The organism is Candidatus Methylomirabilota bacterium (assembly GCA_028870115.1).
Taxonomy (GTDB): Bacteria; Methylomirabilota; Methylomirabilia; order Methylomirabilales; family Methylomirabilaceae; genus Methylomirabilis.
Genome location: JAGWQH010000042.1, coordinates 15,823 through 35,369, shown reverse-complemented (window position 1 = coordinate 35,369; position 19,547 = coordinate 15,823). Strand labels below are relative to the sequence as shown.

General features: G+C 59.1%; 18 protein-coding genes. 6 read left to right on the top strand and 12 right to left on the bottom strand.

Annotated features, from left to right (window positions below):
• Window positions 1–12 precede the first annotated feature (12 nt).
• The gene (gene mfd / locus KGL31_04685; protein MDE2321199.1) at window positions 13–3,399 is read left to right on the top strand and encodes a transcription-repair coupling factor; all 3,387 of its coding nucleotides are present in this window, start codon (window positions 13–15) and stop codon (window positions 3,397–3,399) included.
• Window positions 3,396–4,433, top strand: a complete 1,038-nt coding sequence (locus tag KGL31_04680) for a peptidylprolyl isomerase (GenBank protein MDE2321198.1) — start codon at window positions 3,396–3,398, stop codon at window positions 4,431–4,433. Before mfd ends, KGL31_04680 begins: the two co-directional genes overlap by 4 nt.
• A 52-nt stretch (window positions 4,434–4,485) precedes the next feature.
• Here the strand turns inward: KGL31_04680 and def are convergent, their stop codons facing one another.
• From def to KGL31_04620, 12 genes are all read right to left on the bottom strand, one after another.
• Window positions 4,486–4,989, bottom strand: coding sequence for a peptide deformylase (gene def, locus KGL31_04675; GenBank protein ID MDE2321197.1), 504 nt, complete (start codon window positions 4,987–4,989; stop codon window positions 4,486–4,488).
• Window positions 4,990–4,999: 10 nt separating this feature from the next.
• Window positions 5,000–6,094, bottom strand: coding sequence for a tRNA (adenosine(37)-N6)-threonylcarbamoyltransferase complex transferase subunit TsaD (tsaD, locus tag KGL31_04670; protein ID MDE2321196.1), 1,095 nt, complete (start codon window positions 6,092–6,094; stop codon window positions 5,000–5,002).
• Window positions 6,095–6,227: 133 nt separating this feature from the next.
• Complete coding sequence (locus tag KGL31_04665; protein ID MDE2321195.1) at window positions 6,228–7,568, bottom strand: S41 family peptidase; 1,341 nt, start codon at window positions 7,566–7,568, stop codon at window positions 6,228–6,230.
• Window positions 7,569–7,657: 89 nt separating this feature from the next.
• Complete coding sequence (locus tag KGL31_04660) at window positions 7,658–8,893, bottom strand: peptidoglycan DD-metalloendopeptidase family protein (protein MDE2321194.1); 1,236 nt, start codon at window positions 8,891–8,893, stop codon at window positions 7,658–7,660.
• A gap of 24 nt (window positions 8,894–8,917) precedes the next feature.
• Entirely contained in the window at window positions 8,918–9,814 is an 897-nt protein-coding gene (ftsX, locus tag KGL31_04655) for a permease-like cell division protein FtsX (GenBank protein MDE2321193.1), read from the bottom strand.
• 54 nt (window positions 9,815–9,868) lie between these two features.
• Window positions 9,869–10,576, bottom strand: a complete 708-nt coding sequence (gene ftsE, locus KGL31_04650; GenBank protein ID MDE2321192.1) for a cell division ATP-binding protein FtsE — start codon at window positions 10,574–10,576, stop codon at window positions 9,869–9,871.
• A gap of 244 nt (window positions 10,577–10,820) precedes the next feature.
• Window positions 10,821–11,720: a deoxyribonuclease IV gene (locus tag KGL31_04645; protein ID MDE2321191.1), complete on the bottom strand. Its 900-nt coding sequence runs from the start codon at window positions 11,718–11,720 to the stop codon at window positions 10,821–10,823.
• Between the two features lie 31 nt (window positions 11,721–11,751).
• Complete coding sequence (locus KGL31_04640) at window positions 11,752–11,991, bottom strand: hypothetical protein (GenBank protein MDE2321190.1); 240 nt, start codon at window positions 11,989–11,991, stop codon at window positions 11,752–11,754.
• Window positions 11,992–12,551: 560 nt separating this feature from the next.
• Window positions 12,552–13,574 carry a hypothetical protein gene (locus tag KGL31_04635; GenBank protein MDE2321189.1) on the bottom strand — a complete coding sequence of 341 codons (1,023 nt, stop codon included), beginning with the start codon at window positions 13,572–13,574 and terminating at the stop codon, window positions 12,552–12,554.
• A complete protein-coding gene (locus KGL31_04630; protein MDE2321188.1) occupies window positions 13,562–14,311 on the bottom strand; it encodes an HAD family hydrolase in 750 nt (249 codons plus the stop codon). The genes KGL31_04635 and KGL31_04630 overlap by 13 nt, the downstream gene beginning before the upstream one ends.
• Complete coding sequence (locus tag KGL31_04625; protein MDE2321187.1) at window positions 14,292–14,990, bottom strand: uracil-DNA glycosylase; 699 nt, start codon at window positions 14,988–14,990, stop codon at window positions 14,292–14,294. The genes KGL31_04630 and KGL31_04625 overlap by 20 nt, the downstream gene beginning before the upstream one ends.
• Window positions 14,991–15,269: 279 nt before the next feature.
• On the bottom strand, window positions 15,270–15,710 hold the full coding sequence (locus KGL31_04620) for a hypothetical protein (GenBank protein ID MDE2321186.1): 441 nt from the start codon (window positions 15,708–15,710) through the stop codon (window positions 15,270–15,272).
• 491 nt (window positions 15,711–16,201) lie between these two features.
• Here KGL31_04620 and KGL31_04615 point away from each other — a divergent pair, with 491 nt between their 5' ends.
• The 4 genes from KGL31_04615 (at window position 16,202) to KGL31_04600 (ending at window position 19,537) form a co-directional block, all read left to right on the top strand.
• Window positions 16,202–16,714 (top strand): 3'-phosphoesterase, encoded by a 513-nt coding sequence (locus tag KGL31_04615; protein ID MDE2321185.1) that lies wholly within the window; start codon window positions 16,202–16,204, stop codon window positions 16,712–16,714.
• Window positions 16,715–16,731: 17 nt separating this feature from the next.
• Complete coding sequence (locus KGL31_04610; GenBank protein MDE2321184.1) at window positions 16,732–18,144, top strand: aspartate ammonia-lyase; 1,413 nt, start codon at window positions 16,732–16,734, stop codon at window positions 18,142–18,144.
• An 89-nt stretch (window positions 18,145–18,233) separates the two neighbouring features.
• Window positions 18,234–19,019: a hypothetical protein gene (locus KGL31_04605; GenBank protein MDE2321183.1), complete on the top strand. Its 786-nt coding sequence runs from the start codon at window positions 18,234–18,236 to the stop codon at window positions 19,017–19,019.
• A 314-nt stretch (window positions 19,020–19,333) separates the two neighbouring features.
• Entirely contained in the window at window positions 19,334–19,537 is a 204-nt protein-coding gene (locus KGL31_04600) for a cold shock domain-containing protein (GenBank protein MDE2321182.1), read from the top strand.
• Window positions 19,538–19,547: the final 10 nt, after the last annotated feature.

The following is a 19,547-nucleotide window of genomic DNA, read 5'->3' as shown; positions in this document are numbered from 1 at the left end:
AGAGCTGATCTTATGGTGATACGCTCAAAGGAGTCGTCGGAAGATCTCCTGATCCCTGAGATTGCGGAGATTATGGCTCGGCTTGACAGCGGGGAAGACGCGCTATCTCTCACCGGTCTCTTCGGGACCTCGAAAGCGTTGATCCTCTCCCATATCGCTCGCCGGTCGAGGCGCCCCCTTGTGGTAGTGGCTTCCTCGTCCGCTGAGGCCGAGTTGCTGGCGAAGGATCTGCAGGTCTTCTTCTCCGGCTCGGTGGGTTTCTTACCGGAACGTGATGAGGACCCTGAAACCGGGTATCAGCGGATTACCTGCCTGGCAGGTCTCGCCACCAAAGAGCTTCCTCTAACAGTTATCTCTTTTCGAGCGGCGCTCGAACCGCTCTCTCCCCCCTCAGCTCTCCTGGGAGCAGCCTTCACGCTGTACGTCGGGCGATTGATCACGCGAGACGAGCTTCTCGTTGCTCTCGAAATAGGTGGTTACCGTCGAGTACATCAGGTGACAGACCGGGGCGAATACAGCCTGCGCGGGAATCTCCTCGACCTGTTTCCCCTCAGCCCTGGCCTGAGCTGTATCGATGCGCCGGATCTTCCTGTGCGCGCTGAGTTCTTCGGCGACGAGGTACTTGAGCTCCGCGCATTCGATCCGGCTACCCAGCGGTCTATCCGCCCCGTCGAGCAGGTGACCGTCCTGCCTGTTGTAGAAGTGCCACTGACCGATGACGCGCGCCGGCAGGCGCTGGAGGAACCGGCCGATCTCCTGCAGTACGTGGCGCCGGACGCCCTGTGGGCCCTGATAGATCCCGCGGGACTCCGAGCGGCGGCGCGCGACTTCACTGAACATAGCCCGCAACAAATCTCCCCAGGCCCCCCTTTGGTAAAGGGGAGTACGGGGGGATTTTCGCACCTCGACTGGAGTGACTTTGAGCAGAAACTCTCCCTGAGGCCGCGGATCTTTCTGGAGGAGTTCTTACCAACGAACAGCCTTGGGGAAGCGGCGACCATCGGTTTTCAGGTGCGCACCATCACGGCCTACCGTGGACGAATGACGGGACTCATCGGCGACCTTGAAGGGTGGCGTCGGCAGGGCCGAAGAATCCACCTGGTCTGCAGGAGTGAGGCCCAGGGTCGGCGTCTGGCTGAGGTGCTCAGGGAGCACGACGTCGCGGCCTCTGTCGGCCTGGGGATGGCCTCGCCGGGCGAAATTACCATTCTTTCTCACGAACTCAGCGGCGGCTTCCATCTGGATGAGGCTTCACTGACCTATATCACAGAGGCCGAGATCTTCGGGACTCGACATATTCCGCCTCGCCGCTCACGACCGAAGGAGGTCTCCTCCCTTGCTTCCTACCAGGACCTGGCCTACGGCGATTATGTTGTCCACGAGGATCATGGGATCGGCGTATACAAAGGGCTGCGACAGCTCACTGTAGGGGGGACGGAGGGCGACTACCTGCTCCTCGTCTATGCCGATCACGCCAAGCTCTATGTGCCTACCAGGACACTCCATCTGATTCATCGGTATGCGGGTGCTGACGGCAATCCACCGGCCCTCGATCGGTTGGGGAGCGCCTCCTGGGCCAAGGCGAAGGAACGGGTCAAGGCGTCCGTCCGCGAGATGGCCCAGGAGCTGCTCACGCTGTATGCGGCCAGAAAGGTCATCAAGGGACATGCCCTCCCTCCCGATACGCCGTGGCAACGGGAATTCGAGGCCGGATTCCCGTACGAGGAAACGCCGGACCAACTCCAGGCGATCGCCGCCGTCAAGGCCGACATGGAGCGAGACCGGCCGATGGATCGTCTGATCTGCGGTGACGTCGGGTACGGTAAGACCGAGGTAGCGATGCGGGCCGCCTTCAAGACGGTCATAGGGGGGAAACAGGTGGCGGTGTTGGTGCCGACGACGGTCCTCGCCCTACAGCATGCTCAGACGTTTTCCGAGCGGTTCGGCGGCTTCCCAGCCAAGGTTGAGATGCTGTCGCGCTTCCGCAGCCGCAAGGAGCAGGGCGACGTGCTGCGCGGCGTTCGTGACGGTACCGTCGACATTGTAATCGGGACCCACCGCCTGCTCCAAAAGGATATCCACTTCCGGGACTTGGGGCTGCTTGTGGTGGATGAGGAACACCGCTTCGGCGTCGCAGCCAAGGAACGCCTGAAGCAACTCCGGCGACAGGTCGATGTCCTGACGCTCACGGCAACGCCGATTCCGCGGACCCTTCATATGTCGATGTTGGGGGTCAGGGATATCAGTACCATCGAAACCCCGCCGGAGAACCGTCTCTCGATCAGGACGACCGTGGCCAGGTTCGATCCTGCTCTCATTAAGGAGGCGATAGAGCACGAATTAGATCGAGGCGGACAGGTCTTTTTCGTCCACAATCGCGTGGAGAGCATCCAGAACGTGGCGCGTCTGATCAAGCGGTTGGTCCCAGAGGCGAAGCTGACGGTAGCGCACGGCGAGTTGCCGGAAGAGCGCCTGGAACGGGTTATGTGCGACTTCTACGACGGCAAGTTTAATATCCTGCTGTGCACCACGATCATCGAATCCGGTCTGGATGTAGGCACGGCCAACACCATCATCATCGATCGAGCCGATGCCTTGGGCCTGGCGCAGCTTTATCAGCTTCGCGGGCGGGTCGGTCGGGATAAGCATCGAGCCTATGCCTACCTCCTGGTGCCGAAGGATACCGTGCTTACCGAGGTGGCCAAGAAGAGACTCCAGGTCATTGCGGAACTGACCGATCTTGGCTCCGGATTCAAGGTAGCGGCGAGGGATCTGGAGATCAGAGGTACGGGTAACCTCCTGGGGCCGGAGCAACACGGCCAGATCGCTGCTGTGGGAATTGATCTGTACTGCCGATTGATCGAGTCGACGGTCAAGGAGTTGAAGGGTGAAGCGGTTGCGGAATCTGTTGAGCCTTCCATCAGGTTGGAGGCGGAGGGATATTTGCCGGAGGCCTACGTGGAGGATCCCAACATCCGGCTCCAGCTCTACAAACGGTTGGCTGCGCTCTCTGTGCTGCAAGAGGTCTCCGCCTTCCGGGAGGAACTGGTCGATCGCTTTGGCGAGCCTCCCCACGAGACAGAACGGCTGCTGACCGCAATGGCCCTCAGGATCCTGGCCAGGACGCTCCACATTCGCGAGGTTGACGCCGTAGGCAAGACGATCCGTATCGTGTTCAGTGAGTCGCCACCCCTTGCTGCGGACAAGGTGGCGGCCCTGCTTCGTGAAGAGGGCGGCCGGTTGCGCTACATTCCGAAATCCCCCCACCCCCCCGTTACAAAAGGGGGGCACGGAGGGATTTACGGAGCAGGGTGTGATGCCCTGGAATATGCGGTGGATGGGGGCGACAAGATCACTACCGCTCAGACGCTGTTATCGCGACTTCAGACGTGTCGATGAACAGGCGCAGGGTGCGGGGCGTAAAATCCCCCCACCCCCCCGCAAAAGGGGGGCACGGAGAGATTTGGAGTAGGGGGTGCGCCGCCGCAGCCATCCTGCTCGGTATCCTCACAGCCCAGAGTTCCGAAGCAGTCATCCTCGATCGCATCGTCGCCGTTGTCAACGATGACGTGATTACGTTGACCGAGGTGCAAGAGGAAGGACTCCAGGCCATTCGAAGGATTGTGCAAGACACGCTGGGGGCGGAGCGAGAACGGCAGCTTCGTAGTACGGAACGCCAGATCCTGGACGAGTTGATTCTCAGGAGACTGCAACTCCAGGAGGCGAAGAAGGAGAAGATCGAGGCGACTCCGACAGAGATTCAGTCCGCTATTGAGGAGTTGAAGAAGCGCAACGGGTTGAACAGCGACGAAGATCTGAAGGCTGCGCTGTCCAGAGAACTACTCAGTGAGGAGCAGTTTCGGAAAGGGATCACCGACCAGGTGACCCTGACAAAGCTGGTGGCGAGGCGGGTGCGAGCCAAGGTCGTGGTGCTTGACGAGGAGGTTCAGCAATATTACCAGCAACAGCAGGACCAATTCAGAGAGATCCCCCAGTTCAAGATTCGCCATCTCCTCGTGGCTATACCGCCGCAAGCGACGCCCAGCGAGCTGTTGCGCGCCAAGAACCGGATTGAGGAGGCGCAGGCGCTTCTCAAGACGGGGACCAATTTCTCTACGGTCGCCGAGCAGTACTCCGAAGGGCCGCTCGCGTCATCCAGCGGTGAGGTCTGGACGATGAAGCGTGGAGAGCTTGCGCCTGAGTTAGAGCAGGCTGCGCTCACCCTGCCGATCGGGCAGCCCAGCGGCATCATCACGACGCCGGCCGGTTTCCACATCATTGTGGTCGAGGAGCGGGTCCCTGGTCGGCCTCTGCCATTCGAACAGGTGAAGGAGCGCCTCCGCACTATCCTGTTTGATCAGAGGACTGAGGCCAAATTTAAGGAATGGATCGAAGATCTCAAGACCAAGGCCAACATCGAAATGAAATTGTAGGGGCAGAGCTTGTCCTGCCCACCTCGGGCGCAGCAAGCAGCGCCCCTACACCCTAGTCTTTTGCGGCCTTCTTGAGCCGTCGCTTGAGCAAAAGACGCTTAGCCGTGCTCAGGCGGTCGATGAATAAGACACCATCCAGGTGATCGATCTCGTGCTGCAGGATACGCGCCAGCAAGTCAGTTCCCTCCAGAGTGATCTCCTTCTCATTCCGGTCATAGGCCTTCACAACCACCTGCTTGAATCGCGAGACCGGCTCATTCAGGTCAGGGATGCAGAGGCATCCCTCTTCCTCCACGATGTGTCCTTCACCAGCGACCAGCACGGGATTGATAAGGACCAGGGGTCGGCGGGATGCACGATCGTCGGACGGGTCCAGGACGATGACCTGCTTGAGTGCTCCCACCTGGGGAGCGGCAAGCCCCATGCCTGGCGCCGCATACATGGTTTCCACCATGTCATCCATGAAGCGCTGCAGTTCGCCGTCAATCGATGTGACCAACCGCGACTTCTTTCGGATGACGGGGGATGGGTAAAGCAGGATCGGCAGTTTCGCCATTCATGTTCCCTTACATCAAGCTCAGAGTGAGATCGGCATCGGCGTTTAACGAAAGTAACGCTCGCTCGCCGCGCAGAAGGCGAGGGTAACCGGCGGCAGCAATCATGGCGGCGTTATCGGTGCAAAGAGACGGTTTGGGGTAGTAGACCTGTATGCCTTCCTCTACTGCACGGTCTGCAAGCTTCGACCGAAGCCTGCCGTTGCAGGCCACCCCTCCTGCCAGGACGAGGCGACGAGAGGCGGACGCCTTCGCCGCCGCCAGGCTGACGCGAACTAGCACATCCACCACCGCCTCCTGGAATCCAGCGCAGATGTTCGCGACAAACGCAGAGTCCAGGGTAGCTCCCACTGCACCTCGTTCTCCAAATCCCCCCGTGCCCCCCTTTTGTAAAGGGGGGGTGGGGGGATTTTGGCCTTCACCCTTCACCCTTTGCACGTAATTGACCACCGCGGTCTTCAGGCCGCTGAAGCTGAAATCGTATGAACCTCGCGAAGGAACCGGTCTGGGAAATCGTACAACGTTCGGATCGCCCTTCCGCGCCCACTCCTCGATCAGCGGCCCGCCCGGATAACCGAGGCTGAGCAGCTTCGCCACCTTGTCGAACGCCTCTCCCGCCGCATCGTCCCTGGTCCGACCAAGCAGGCGATAATTACCAGGGGCTGTGGCCAGATACAGGTGGGTGTGGCCGCCCGATGCCACGAGTCCGGTGAAGGGAAAAGAAAGTCCCTCGTGATCCAGCAAGGCGGCATACAGATGTCCCTCCAGGTGGTTCACGCCGACCAGTGGGATACCACCGGCAAAGGCGAGCGCCTTCCCGAAGCAGAGACCGACCAGCAGGGAACCGATCAGCCCTGGTCCGGCCGTTGCCGCAATACCATCAAGGTCGCCAAGGCCGACCTCCGCTCTCATGAACGCCTCCTGGACCACCGGCCAGATCGCCTCGACGTGACGTCGGGAGGCCAGCTCAGGGACGACCCCGCCGTAGGGGGCGTGGAGAATATCCTGGGAGGCGACGACGGAAGAGCGGATATGTCGGCCATCCTCCAGGATAGCGGCCGCTGTCTCATCGCAGGACGTTTCGATCCCCAAGGTCAGGTGTGCCATCAATGCAAACGTCCCGGTATGTCATTGCAAGGGAGCGTAGCGACCGAAGCAATCTCGCAGGGAAAGTGCGGTGAGATTGCCACGCTCCCTTCAGTCGCTCGCAATGACAGGGGGTGGCCGTTAATCACTGTCTTTAGCCTGCGTTTCCCTTCGTAAGACCCTTTTCGAGGATCTGACTCGCCTTGAGAATCTCCATCGCCCGCTTTAACTGGACATCGCTGTTCGGATCTGGCCCCTCTTGCTTGCCGATCTGGAGAGTTGCGTCTCCCTCCTCTTCGGAAATCTTTTTCTCCTGTCTCTTCTCAGGCCGCTCCTTTCCCGGCTCACCCGCCTTTTCAACGGGGCTAACTTGCGCCTTCGCCATGGCGGGCCGTGGCGCCTCCACAATGATATCAGGCATAAGTCCTGTGCCGTGGATTGATCGCCCCTTTGGCGTGAAGTACTTCGCCGTGGTCAAACGCAGACCGGATCCATCGCTTAGCGGAACAACCGTCTGCACCGATCCCTTCCCGAAGGTTTTGGTCCCAAGGACCACTGCCCTCTTCCAGTCCTGAAGCGCGCCTGCGACAATTTCGGAGGCGCTGGCGGACCCCCCATTCACCAGCACGACCATAGGGACCTTGGGGATCTGATTCCCGTGTTCGGCCGAGAAGCGGAGATTCTGGTTCTTGATCCGACCCTCGGTGTAGACGATGAGCTGCCCTTGGTCCAGGAACAGATCGGACACCTGGACAGCCTGATTCAAGAGGCCGCCCGGGTTGTTGCGAAGATCCAGTACCATCGCGGACATCCCGTTCTGTCCCAACTGTTCGATTGCCTTCTGAAGATCCTTCCCGGTCCGCTCCTGGAACGCGCTGATCCTGACGTAAGCGACCCCATCGCCCAGGTCTTTGGCCTTGACGCTCTTGACCTCGATGACCTCCCGAACCAACGTCAGCTCGAACGGCCCAGGGGACTCCTCGCGGAGGATAACCAGGGTGACGCTCGTACCCTTAGCACCGCGGAGTTTTTTCACCGCCTCCATGAGGGTCATATCTTTAGTCGGGCTCCCGTCGATCTTGATGATTCGGTCGCCTGGATGAATGCCGGCTCGATCGGCAGGGGTCCCTTCGATCGGCGCCACCACCGTGAGCATCCTGTCCTTGACCGTGATTTCGATCCCCAAACCTCCGAACGAGCCCTGGGTCTCGACCTGCATCTCTTTGAAGATATCGGGCGGCATGAACGCGCTATGAGGATCGAGCGACTCCAGCATCCCTTTAATGCCGCTGTAGATAAGGTCGCGGGGCTTCGTCTCCTCTACGTAATTCGCCTGGATCAGCGACAGGACCTCGGCGAAGACCTTCAACCGCTCGTAGCTGTCCTCGACAGCCGTGACCTCATGGTGGACGCCGCCACCGATGACCAACAGCGCCAGAATCAGTGCGACGACTATGCCCTTCCGCCCCTTCCAAAAAGGACCTCCAGATCTCATCGATTCCTCCTAAAAGAACGGGTATAGGGGGTAGGGTCCCCTCCGGTTTGAAATCCTAAATCTTTAGCCCTCGATCCTGCGCTTCCACTTCACATGGGGGCAAGCCAGGCTACGGGATCCTGAGGCCCACCCCGATACCGTACTTCGAAATAAAGTTGTGATCCGGTTACCGACCCCGAACTGCCCACCGACCCGATGGTCTGTCCCTTCGCCACTTGATCACCCACCTTGACGAGGATCTCTGCGGCATGCGCATAGACGGTGTAGTATCCTTCCCCGTGGTCAAGGACGATCAAGCGGCCATACCCTTTGAACCAATCGGCGTACAGCACAACGCCGTCGGAGACCGAAGCGATCTTTTGTCCGTCTGGAGCATTGATCTCGATGCCGTGGTTGAAGGTCACCGTCCTGTAGCGTGCGTGCTCCTTCCGGCCGAATGTGGAGGCCAGGACGCCGGCGGTAGGCCACGGCAAGCGGCCCTTGAGCGATGCAAACGATCCGTTTGGTTCTTCAGTCAAGCCAGTGGTCCGAGACGGTGCGGGATGAGGCGCTCTCCCGATCTGGAGCCGCCTCTGTTGCTGCAGGCGACCGATGAGGCTCTGGAGCTCGCGGGCTGCCAGCTCCAGTTCCCGAACTGCCGCCAGGTGCCCCTTCTTTTCTTCCTGCACCTTGGCCAACAACACGCGTCTGGCATACTTCTGTTCCAAGATCTCTTCGCGCTTTTCTGTAACGGTCTTCTGTCCCAGGGTCAGCTCAGCCTTCGATCGTTCCAGTTCGGCCTGCTGAGTCCCAAGCGTCTGGAGGGTAGCGGTGTACGCAGCAACCATTCGCTGATCCTGATTCGCAATCGTCGCCAGATATCGTATGCGGCGCTCGGCGCCCGACAGATCCTCCGAGGATAGGAGGGCCTGGACATAGCCATACCGCCCCTGTTTATAGATGGCGCGGACACGCCTCCGAAACAGGTCCTGTAACTGGTCAAGGTGAGTCCGGGTCAGCTTGATATCGCGCTGAGTAGTCTGAAGCCGTTCCGTGCCGATTTTCAGCTTGACCTGCAGCTCTTTCAGTTCCCGTCCCTTCTGCTGAAGCTCCCGATCAATCCGGTCCAACTCCTCGGAAAGTGTTCGCTCTTTCTGCGCTACCCGCTGCGCCTGCTTACGCTCACGGTCGAGCTCTTTTTTTACGTGACTGAGCTCTTCGCGCTTCTTGCGGAGGCGCGATGAGGAGCCCATCCTTGGTTCAGCCGCCAGGCCGGATGAAGAGACGAGAAAAAAGGTCGCTATAAGGGCCATCACTGCCAGAAGGGTACAAGGTGAACGAGCCATTATCCCCCTTCCAGTGACTGCCGGCTACATCTTGAGGAAGCGGCTGACAGCGAGCGAGCTGCCCAGGGCGCCGATCACCGCGCCCCCGCCCACCAGACCTGCCATCATCGACGATTCCAGGAATCCTCGACCCGCCACTGTCGGGAAGAGCGGGGAGGCTAAATTGAAGGTCGGCGCGACGAAACGGTAGGCCGCGAACAGTACACCCAGTGCGAGCCCGGCGCCAAGGCCGCCTTGGAGCATCCCCTCCACCAGGAAGGGGGCGCGGATATATGCCTTGGTGGCGCCGACGAGGCGCATGATCTCAATCTCCTGCGCGCGCGCATAGACTGCGAGTCGAATGGTATTCGAGACGATCATCGCCGACCCGAGCGTGAGCACCGAACCGATGATGGCGCCCAGCAGCCTGATGAGTCGTGCGGCCTGGGATATACGCTCGACCCATTCCTGCCCGTACTGGATATCCTCCACCCCCTCGAGGCGGCTCAGAAACGCGCTGAGCGCTTTGAGGGCTTCCGAGCTTTGATATCCTTCGCGAATCTTGAGTTGGAACGACGCGGGGAGCGGGTTATCCCCCAGACCCTCGAGGAGACTTTCCTGCCCCTTGAGTTCCCGGCGGAAGTTGGCAAGCGCTTCTTCCTTACTCGTGAACGTGAAGGTCTTGATGGCCGCCTCGTTCTCGATCCGTCGCCTGAGCATCTCCAGTTGTAAAGGGGTAATCTGGTTATCCAGAAAGACAGACACCTGGAACTGTTCCTGCCACTCAGTAACAAGTGCGTTGAAATGTTGAATCAAAAGAAGAAAGATGCCGATGATGACAAACGATACCGCGATGCTGGCAATCGACGCCAAGCCACCCCATCCGGCGCGAACCAGGTTGATCAGGGCATAGGTCAAGAGATGCTTCAGCTTCTCAATCATCAGCCGGATGCCACGGGCGATATACGGGGAGACCCGGCCTCAGTCCGAAGCGCTTCACCCCAAACTCTTCAGTCGAGCCGGGCCTGCCAGCCCATTCACTCGCTGCCATTCCTCGACGATCCTGCCGTGCTTGAGGAAAACTGTGCGGCAGCCCGCCTCCTGTGCCAGCTTGAGATTGTGAGTGGCTACCAAGACCGTAGTCCCCTGCGCGTTAATCTCAGAAAGCAATTGCAGCACGTCTGTGGCCAGCTCAGGATCCAGGTTCCCGGTCGGCTCATCAGCCAAAATGACGAGAGGATCATTCATCAGCGCCCTCGCCATTGCCACCCGCTGCTGCTCGCCGGTTGACAGCTTAACCGGCGTCATCTGCGCCTTGTGCGACAGCCCGACCAGCTTCAGTAGTTGCTCGACCTTGCGCTGGGCCTCCAGCGTCGTCATGCCGACCACTCTGGCAACCAGGGCAAGATTCTCCGCGACGGTCCGGTCGCGAAGGAGCTTGAAATCCTGAAAGACGATCCCCAGAGTCCGCCTCAGATATGGGACGGCTCTTGGTTTCATGCGGACGATGTTGCGGCCATTGACCAGGATCTGGCCGGAGGTAGGAAGCTCATCGCAAAAGATCAAGCGGAGCAGCGTGCTTTTCCCGGCGCCGTTAGGACCCGCCAGAAAGACCATCTCTCCTTTGTGAATATGAAGATCGACATCGACCAGGGCCTCCAGATCTTTTCCAAACGTTTTGTATACATGGAACATCTGGATCATAGCGAAATAGCCCTGGGTGACCTCCTTGCATCTTTACCCTGCCGGCCGCGGAGCTTTTCTCACCTCTCCTCAGAATCTCACGTTAACTCCTTTTCAGAATCAATGCAACCAAAAATCTCAGCGGTCAGACGTCATTGCGAGCGACCAACGGGAGCGCGGCAATCTTGCTGTAGTTATCCGGAAAGGCTGTGAGATTGCTTCGGCTTCGCCTCGCAATGACATAGGGGCTTTCGAAGCCATAAAATCACGCCACCGGCTGCTTCTTCGCAAGCTCTTGGAGGGTCTTCAGATTGCGGCGATCGGCCTTGACGAAGTCGCCGTCCTTCGGGGTTTCGATGATCATCGGAATCTCACACAGGCGGGAATCGGTAATCAGGCAGCGGAACGCCTCAAGGCCGATCGTCCCCTTGCCGATGTGCTCGTGGCGGTCCACGCGACATCCCAACTGCTTTTTACTGTCGTTGAGGTGAATGACTCTGAGACAGGAGAGGCCCACGACCTGATCGAACTCACGCAGGACGGCGTCATATCCTTCGGATGTCCGGATGTCGTAGCCGGCCGCAAACAGGTGGCAGGTATCCAGGCAGACCCCCGTCCGCTCCGGCAGATCGATCTGATTCAGAAGCAGCGCGATCTGCTCGAAGCGATGCCCCAAGGTGGTTCCCTGGCCGGCCGTGGTCTCGAGCACCACCTGGACCCGATAGCCCTTCGTCCGCTTCAGCAGTTCCCGGAGACTGCTAGCCACCCGTCGTAATCCCACTTCCTCGCCGGCTCCCATGTGGGCTCCTGGATGAATCACTAAATACGGGATGCTCAGCGCCTCGGCCCGCTCGATTTCCTCCAGGCAGGCGGCCATCGATCTCTGATGCAATACTGGATCCGTTGACGCCAGATTGATCAGATAGGCGCCGTGAGCTATGGTCGGAGCGATGGCAGCAGCCTGAAGATTTGTACGGAATCGGTCGATCTCTTCGGAGGGTAAGGACCTGGCCCGCCACTGATTACTGCTTTTGGTGAAAAGCTGGATCGTCCGACAGCCAACTTGCTGACCCCGCAGCGGCGCCAGATCGACCCCTCCCGCGATCGACATGTGAGCGCCGAGGAGCAGGTCGGCCCCAGCGAGCTGCTGCGATTTCTGCGTCATTATTGGTGAGAATGCCGAGGGGATCCCTACCTCAATGGAGGCGGAACCGTTCGGCCAGAAGTCTCCGAAAGCGGGGCTGATAAATCAGATCGAAGGCCAGCTCCTTCCCGGGAAAGAGGCGCAGCGCCAACTCCCTCGTGGCGACAACCATCTTGGAGGCTTCCTCCAGCGAAAGTGTCGTCTGGCTGATCGTGCTCATCGTGAGGCTGACCACCAGCCGAAGTTGCCGTAACTTTCTTTCCTCTTCCTTGAGTTCCTCAGGGGTCGGCATGGCCTCTCCTGCTACGTCATCTTAATGCAATGATAGCAGAGGGCGGGACTGATTCCAAGGATCGTTACGAAGGATCCTGCGGTGTGATCATGCTGCACCGGGCGTTTCAAGGATCCTTACTTATAGGCAAGTTCTGAAGATTAGGATAACGGTTGAAGATGTGGGTCAGAAGTTGGAGTAGAGAGAACCGGAGATCGTGGAGCAGGACGCGGCTGAAGTATGCAGTATCACCGCATCGTCCGGCGACCCCCACCGAAAGTAAAAGCCCCGAAGCGCTTCCCCGCTGCAACATCGCGGGGCCTGGCTGGACAAGGCCAAGGCTTCGGGGCTCGGTGACCGCTGGAATTCCGTAGGCGGAATCCATAGGCAGTCGATCCGGTGAGGAAGACACGCCTACGTTACAATCACCTCACATGTCCAGATGGTTAATGGTAAGCCCACTGGATCACCTCCTTTCTTGTGTGATTTTACGATAGTGGAACCTTTCAGCCGATGCAAGGGAAAAATGAATAGAGCTTCTTACGGTGCATCTACAAGGCAGCGGTCAGGCGTTCAGGCGGTTATGCCTTTCTGCGGCGGACCACCAGGCCTCGCGTATTGATGACAGAGGGCAGGCTTTTGGCGCCTGCGGCCTCGGCCAGGGCGATGAGCGTCGTCCTGGCCTCCGGCTTGATGATGAGGGCGAGACAGCCTCCGCCGCCTGCGCCGCAGATCCTGGCCCCGAGGGCGCCGGCACGCTTCAGGGAATGGATCAATTGGTCGATGGCGGGGCTGCTCATGGTGGGAAGCGCCTGTCGCCGGATCTCCCAATCTCGGTTCAGGAGCCGGGCGATGCCATGCAGGTCCTGCGCTTGGAAGGCATCCCGCATAGCAAGGGCATTCTTCTGGAGCGCATCGAAGAAGGCCAGCGTCCCGCGATCCCCTTCCATGTGGCGCTTGAACAGATCCCAGTTGTTGGCGCCCGAGAAGCGAGGCTTGCCGAGATAGAGGAGCAAGAGATGTTGCTGAAGCTCCATAAGAAATGGCCGCTGCGCAATCGAGGTCCTGTGGATGCCGGTGAGCCCGAATTCGATGCTGCTGGCGCCGCCGTAGGCGGCGGCGTAGTAATCCTGATAGCCGGTGGGGACACGGATCGCTTGCGTCTCGATAGCCTTCGCGTGCTCGATCAGTGCTCCACGGTTAAGCGGCCGGCCCGCGGCCGCCGATAAGGCGGCCGCGGTGGCGACCGCCAATGCCGAAGAACCGCCGGTGCCGGCGCCGGCCGGCGCCTGACAGGCAGTCCTGACCTCCAGGCCGGTATCGGGCGCGAGCGATCGGATCAGCCTGGCCAGCATCTCCAGAAATGGCCGGCGCGCCCAGGCGATCTTTTCGCGGGACGACCAGATCAGTTGTCGCCCTTGATCGGATGCGATCAGTCTGATCGCGCAACCCGGCCGGCGTGTCACAGTAACCTCGGCGACAAGGTCGATCGCGACATTGACGGTGATCGCCGGTTGGTGAAAGACGTGGAGCGGCGGGATGTCGAGCGTACCGCCCGCAAAGTCGATGCGCGTCGGAGCCTTGGCGACAATCAGTTCGGCCATGGAAGGGGCACCTCATTCAAGTTCCGGCATTGCCGGTGCGGCAAGCGGGAGGGGATTGTGAGATACCTGGCGGCCTCGCGGAAGCGATCCCGCACTAGCGGGTCAGCCCCCTCAAGCGCGGATGGCTCGACGCGACAGATCAGATACGTGTGCAGTCGAGGGATGGACGTCTTCATGGCATCAAGATCAGCCGGATTGTTATCGATGACGTGGATCTCCGCATAGGTTGAAGCAAGCGTAACAAGCATGTCTGCTTTCCCTTTTTCGTGTGGTGTATACACGATCTGCGTGAAATACGAGGTAAGCCCGGAGGCTCGTACCTTATAGCTTTGCCAAGCCGGGTCACCGAAGGAGAGCAGGAGCAGATCGAACTCTCGACGGCGCGCCGCATTCAGAAACACTACAACATCGGGGAACAGGTACGGGCGCAGGTCAGAAAAAGTCTGTTCTAGGGCCTCTTGCATCGCAGAAGCTATGGAGGCGGATGGGATGGCGCCCAGCCTGAAAAGCGCCTCCAGGTGCTTCTGGAGCGAATATCCTGATGGCCAGATCGTCTCGTAGCTCTTTTCCCAGGCGTCATCGGAGACGCCGAATTGAGTAAAGGCAGACTTCAGATCGACCCAAAAGAAACGATCCGTATCAAAGAGGGTATGATCGAAATCCAGCAAAACAGCTCGCCGACAGCCGGATTTAGTTCCCGCCATCTGCGCTGTGTCGTTATCCCGTCGCTGATTCACCAGAACTTGCATCCAGATAGCGCCTTGCTACGTCAAAAATCTGCTGGAACATCGTTTCGGTCAATCTGCCGGTCTGAGTATTCTGTTGGCTCGGATGATACGAGGCGATCAGCACGAGATCATGCTGAAAGATCGTGACCTGTCCATGTCCGAAGCGTGGCGTGGGGGTCGGCAGCGGAACGCCATGTGTCTCCAGAGCATGAAGGCAGGCCCGGAAGGCGATCTGGCCCAAGGCCACGATCACCCGGATCTTCCGGAGTAGCGTGAGTTCCTCCAGGAGGAAGGGGCGACAGCGCTCAAGTTCGATTGGGGTTGGCTTGTTGTCTGGTGGGGCGCATCGGACAGCGGCAGTGATATAGCAATCCGTGAGGTGAAGGCCATCATTGCGATCGGTTGAGGTCGGCTGACTGGCGAACCCAGCCCGGTGGAGCGCCCGGTACAAGAAGTCGCCGCTCCGATCCCCGGTAAAGATTCGACCGGTCCGATTGCCACCGTGAGCTGCGGGCGCCAAGCCGACTACCAATAGCCGGGCGGTCGGATCGCCGAAACCGGGGACCGGTCGTCCCCAGTAGTCCCAATCGCGGTAGCGCCGCACCTTCTCTTGAGCCGTCCGCTCTCGATGTCGCACCAGCCTCGGGCATCGCCGGCAGGCGATAACCTGTCGGCAAAGCGCCTCCAGCCCGCGCGCCTCGCGAGTGGGATGACGCTGAAGTGGTTTTCCAGCTACGCTCGCGCTGATGGTGTGATCACCTCACTCCAACTGTAAGGGCGGGTTTCAAACCCGCCCTTACAGCCAACTTAACCTCCGCCTCGTTACGTATGAGAGGAACGCTGCGCCATTCTACTACGCGGGTGCAACACAGGCAACCATATCCGGGCTTCAAGAGAAAGTCACTCACTGCGGCCAGGAGCTCTTTTAATGAGAAAAAGAGGTGGCTTCTTGTCTCCTTTTGTCCAGCTATGGAAGCAGATCCGAGAGAAGGAGGCTGAGGGTGTGGTTAACATCTACTGTGAAGGTGTCGGTTGTGAGCGCGACGGGATTCCCATCCATATCTCGGAGCGTCAACCTGATCGTCTGGGAGCTTCCGCTGACGTTCACCAGGCACAGGATTGTGTCCAGATCGCTGTCGCCCGGGTCACTTCTCTCCTTGTTCGCGAAGATCGGAAACGTAAAGGGTGGGATCTGAAACGTGATAGTCTTCTCCAATCCGGGGTTGGCGATGACCGCAATCCCGTTGAACTCAGTGGTCAACCCTGTTGTGCTGGTGCATGCTCCGTCGGTGCACTTGGCAATCGCCAGGCTCCCAAAGACCGATACGCGCTTGGCGAGAGCGCTGGCAGGCACAAGCATCCCCCCAATGGTCAGGGCCAGCAAGACAGCGATAAGAAATTTTCGCATGTGAGCATCCCCCTTTCTTTTTTCAGAAGGTGATCGGTCCCTACTTAGATGTCGACTTCTTCCCACCGCCCAGAGTCTTGTTGATGTCTTCCTAGAGGACTCCGGCTGCCACACCAACTGTACCACCGACGCCCGCGCCGATGGGGCTGGGCTCCCACCAACAATCGCGCCACGTAGCGCTCCGGCTGAGGCTCTCTCCTCGCCGCCTCATTTGTGGCTTCAGATAAGGATTAGAGCAACACCCATGCCAAGCACGTACACCCCATCATCCTGACCGAATCCTCGAATGTTCGGCTCTTACCACACGTCCACAAACACGATGGTCGGAATGACTTACATACTATCTATATATATTATACATATGCCGCTGTCTCCTGGAGCCAATACCATGCTCCGTTGAAAATGAGTGTTACGAGATGTTTGCTCCACTCCTTGTGCGTATGACATAATGCCGGGTGAAACGGGATCACTTTCAGGGAAGGTGTAAGAAGATGTCGAAATCCACGGCAAGGGTGACGCTACGGTTTGTCGTCCATGAGCATAAGGCGACGCGGCTGCACTACGACTTTCGGCTCGAGATGGGCGGGATCCTCAAATCGTGGGCGGTCCCTAAGGGTCCATCCATGAATCCTGCCGACAAGCGGCTGGCCGTGATGGTCGTCGACCATACAGTGGACTATATCAACTTTGAGGGGATTATCCCGGAGGGCAGTTATGGCGCTGGACCCGTAGTAGTGTGGGATGAGGGGACGTACGAGACGATAGAGCCCACTTCGCCGGAGGTTCAGCTCGCAGGCGGAAAGCTCGTTTTCGTGTTGAACGGGCGGAAATTGAAGGGGACGTTCGCGCTCGCCCGGTTCGCCAGGGGCGAGACCGGGAAGGAATGGCTGTTGATGAAGAAGAGGGATCAGTATACCGATCCAGCCTGGACGCTCAGGAGCGAGCTTACGCCGACTCGACTCAAGGCGTTGGCGGTGAAGACGCCACCGTGCGAAACCTCGTAACTGCTTGGGAGAAAAGGATGGCGACGCGGATCGAGCAGGATTCGTTGGGACCGAAGGGGGTTCCGGTCGATGCCTACTATGGCCTCCAGACAGTCAGGGCGCTGGAAAACTTTCCCATCAGCGGGCTCCGGCTGCATCCGAAAATGGTAGAGGCGATGGTGACGGTCAAGAAGGCGGCCGCGCTGGTCAACACCGACTTGGAGCTCTTGAAGCCGGAGATAGGCAGGGCGATCGCAGCGGCGGCCGACGAGGTCCTGGCCGGCAAGCTCCGCGATCAGTTTGTGGTAGACGTCTACCAGATGGGCGCCGGGACATCTTTTAATATGAACGTCAACGAGGTCCTGGCTAACCGGGCCATCGAGCTTCTGGGCGGGAAGAAGGGCGACTATACGATAGTTCACCCCAATGACCATGTCAACATGGCTCAGTCAACTAACGACGTCTTTCCGACCGCCATGCGGATGGCTGCTCGCTTGCTACTGGAAGAGCTGCTGCCGGTCCTGAAGGATCTGAAAACCGCCCTGATCGGAAAGGCGAAGGAGTTCGACGACATCCTGAAGTCGGGTCGAACGCATCTGCAGGACGCGGTTCCTATCCGGCTGGGACAGGAGTTTGCGGCCTATGCGGTAACTATCGGAAAATGTCAGGAGCGGATCGCCGTCGCAGCACGATCACTTGAAGAGCTGGGGATCGGTGGAAGCGCCGTCGGTACCGGTCTAAACACCCACCAGCAGTATCGCACCAGACTGGTAGAGTACCTGCGCGCCTGGACGAGAATCGAGTGGAGCGCCGCGCCTGACATGCGCGAAGCGATGCAGTCGAACCTGCCCGTCGCGGAGGCCTCATCGGCCCTGCGGCTATTGGCGCTCGAGCTGACCAGGATCTGCAACGATCTGCGCCTCCTGACCTCAGGTCCCACCACAGGGTTCGCCGAGATCGCGCTGCCTGCGGCGCAGCCGGGCTCCTCGATCATGCCGGGCAAGGTCAACCCATCTGTAGTCGAGATGGTGAATATGGTCTGCTTCCAGGTGATCGGTAACGACCTGACCGTTTCGATGGCGGCCCAGGCCGGGCAGCTTGAACTGAACGTCATGATGCCGGTCATGGCCTACAACCTGCATCAGTCGATCGATATCCTGAAGAACGCCACGCGAGCCTTTGTCGACCGGTGTGTTGTCGGCATCGTCGCTGATGCTAACCGATGCCGCCGCTATGCCGAAAGCAGTATGGCGCTGGCTACGGCGCTGAACACTTATATCGGCTATGCCCGGGCCGCTGAGGTGGTGAAGCGCGCCGGACGCGAGCAGAAGCGCATCATTGACGTGGTTCGCGAGGGAAAGCTGCTCACCGAGGCTCAGATTGCCCAGATCCTAACCCCGGTGAAGCTTACCGAGCCCGGCTTACCCGGCAAGCCGGATGAATCGCCGTGATAGCCGAGCGGATCAGCCTGCGGCTGATCTGGTGGGGATATTAAGCTTGACGGCAGAAGAAGGGCGCTCTAGATTAGTAAGAGAGGAGTATGGGTGAGGTGAAACGCGTAGTGTTGTTACTTTGTGCAATGTCCTTGCCTGTCTTGGGGGTATCTCAGGCGTTTGCCCATGGCGGTGGTGATGTGATGGGCGACTGGGACGCCGCAGATGCCTGCACTGCCCAGAAGGGTCACTATACTGTTCACTTCACGGCCTATCAGGAGCTTGTGGGCGCAGGCATGGTTCCCTTGTTGCACGAAGTAGGTTCGAAGAAGGTGAAGGAGGAATTTCAGTCCTACTGCGAGGGCGTTCCGAAGACCGGCAAGTTGTCGATAGCGTTTGACCTGTACAATGAAGAGATGCGACAGCTCCCCATCTCGGTCCGGATTGTTGAGGCCGTTGGGGCCCACGAGGACAAGGGCAGCGGCGAACACTCGCACGCTGTCTTCTCGCTTCCGCCTGCTGTGTATGGTGATGGGTCGATACGGATCGATACCGAGATCCCCAAGGCCGGTCACTACATCGCTCTCATGACGTTGGAAAAGGTGGGGCCCGGTATTGCCCACAAGCCGCATCGCGGTTCCGAAGTTGGGGAATGGCAGCGGGTCAGTCATACCCACGGGCCCGGCACTGACCCTACAGAAGCCGAGATACATGCCGTGAATCCTACCTACAGCTTCCCCTTTACTGTGGGTCTGCCGGTAAGGGCGCACAGCCGCCTTCCCTGGATTGTGTCAAATCTGGGGTTCCAGCTGGCCGTTACATTGTTGGCGCTTTGCGCCTTGGCAGGCGGCGTACGATACTATATGAACGGCAGGCGGAAGAAACCAGCCTGACTGTCAGCAAGGGCTCCGCTGGTTCCCCTCCAACTGATGTAAGATCCGTTCCCTCCAGTTGGTTCCAGGTTGATTCAGTCCCCCCTATATTGGTATCATGCCCGCAAAAATCGCTTGACAGTGTCCAGAGGATACGATAAGTTTTCGCCGCTTCCGATGGTAGGCGTGGCTTGTCGGGACTGCTGAGGGACCGTGAGCTCTAGAGAAGGGCAGAGCCGCGGTTTTTTGTATGCAAAGGCCCGGGGCCTTAAGTGATTAAGGAAGCGACTCGACGGCGAAGGAGCGTTGAGGGTCTACAGAGAGGAGGTGAGGGCGTGCGAGGCACCGGGAAGGTAAAATGGTTCAACGAGGCCAAGGGATACGGCTTTATCGAGCGATCTGAGGGTGGCGACCTGTTCGTCCATTACTCTGCCATCCAGGGTAATGGCTTCAGGACGCTGGCGGAGGGCCAGGAAGTGGAGTTTGATGTCGTGGAAGGGCCGAAGGGAAAGCAGGCCGCTAACGTCGTCAAGCTGTAGTTCATAGTCG

Coding starts and splice junctions, on each gene's coding strand:
- mfd (MDE2321199.1), top strand. CDS start 13: ATGGTGATACGCTCAAAGGAGTCGTCGGAAGATCTCCTGATCCCTGAG.
- KGL31_04680 (MDE2321198.1), top strand. CDS start 3,396: ATGAACAGGCGCAGGGTGCGGGGCGTAAAATCCCCCCACCCCCCCGCA.
- def (MDE2321197.1), bottom strand. CDS start 4,989: ATGGCGAAACTGCCGATCCTGCTTTACCCATCCCCCGTCATCCGAAAG.
- tsaD (MDE2321196.1), bottom strand. CDS start 6,094: ATGGCACACCTGACCTTGGGGATCGAAACGTCCTGCGATGAGACAGCG.
- KGL31_04665 (MDE2321195.1), bottom strand. CDS start 7,568: ATGAGATCTGGAGGTCCTTTTTGGAAGGGGCGGAAGGGCATAGTCGTC.
- KGL31_04660 (MDE2321194.1), bottom strand. CDS start 8,893: ATGGCTCGTTCACCTTGTACCCTTCTGGCAGTGATGGCCCTTATAGCG.
- ftsX (MDE2321193.1), bottom strand. CDS start 9,814: ATGATTGAGAAGCTGAAGCATCTCTTGACCTATGCCCTGATCAACCTG.
- ftsE (MDE2321192.1), bottom strand. CDS start 10,576: ATGATCCAGATGTTCCATGTATACAAAACGTTTGGAAAAGATCTGGAG.
- KGL31_04645 (MDE2321191.1), bottom strand. CDS start 11,720: ATGACGCAGAAATCGCAGCAGCTCGCTGGGGCCGACCTGCTCCTCGGC.
- KGL31_04640 (MDE2321190.1), bottom strand. CDS start 11,991: ATGCCGACCCCTGAGGAACTCAAGGAAGAGGAAAGAAAGTTACGGCAA.
- KGL31_04635 (MDE2321189.1), bottom strand. CDS start 13,574: ATGGCCGAACTGATTGTCGCCAAGGCTCCGACGCGCATCGACTTTGCG.
- KGL31_04620 (MDE2321186.1), bottom strand. CDS start 15,710: ATGCGAAAATTTCTTATCGCTGTCTTGCTGGCCCTGACCATTGGGGGG.
- KGL31_04615 (MDE2321185.1), top strand. CDS start 16,202: ATGTCGAAATCCACGGCAAGGGTGACGCTACGGTTTGTCGTCCATGAG.
- KGL31_04610 (MDE2321184.1), top strand. CDS start 16,732: ATGGCGACGCGGATCGAGCAGGATTCGTTGGGACCGAAGGGGGTTCCG.
- KGL31_04605 (MDE2321183.1), top strand. CDS start 18,234: ATGGGTGAGGTGAAACGCGTAGTGTTGTTACTTTGTGCAATGTCCTTG.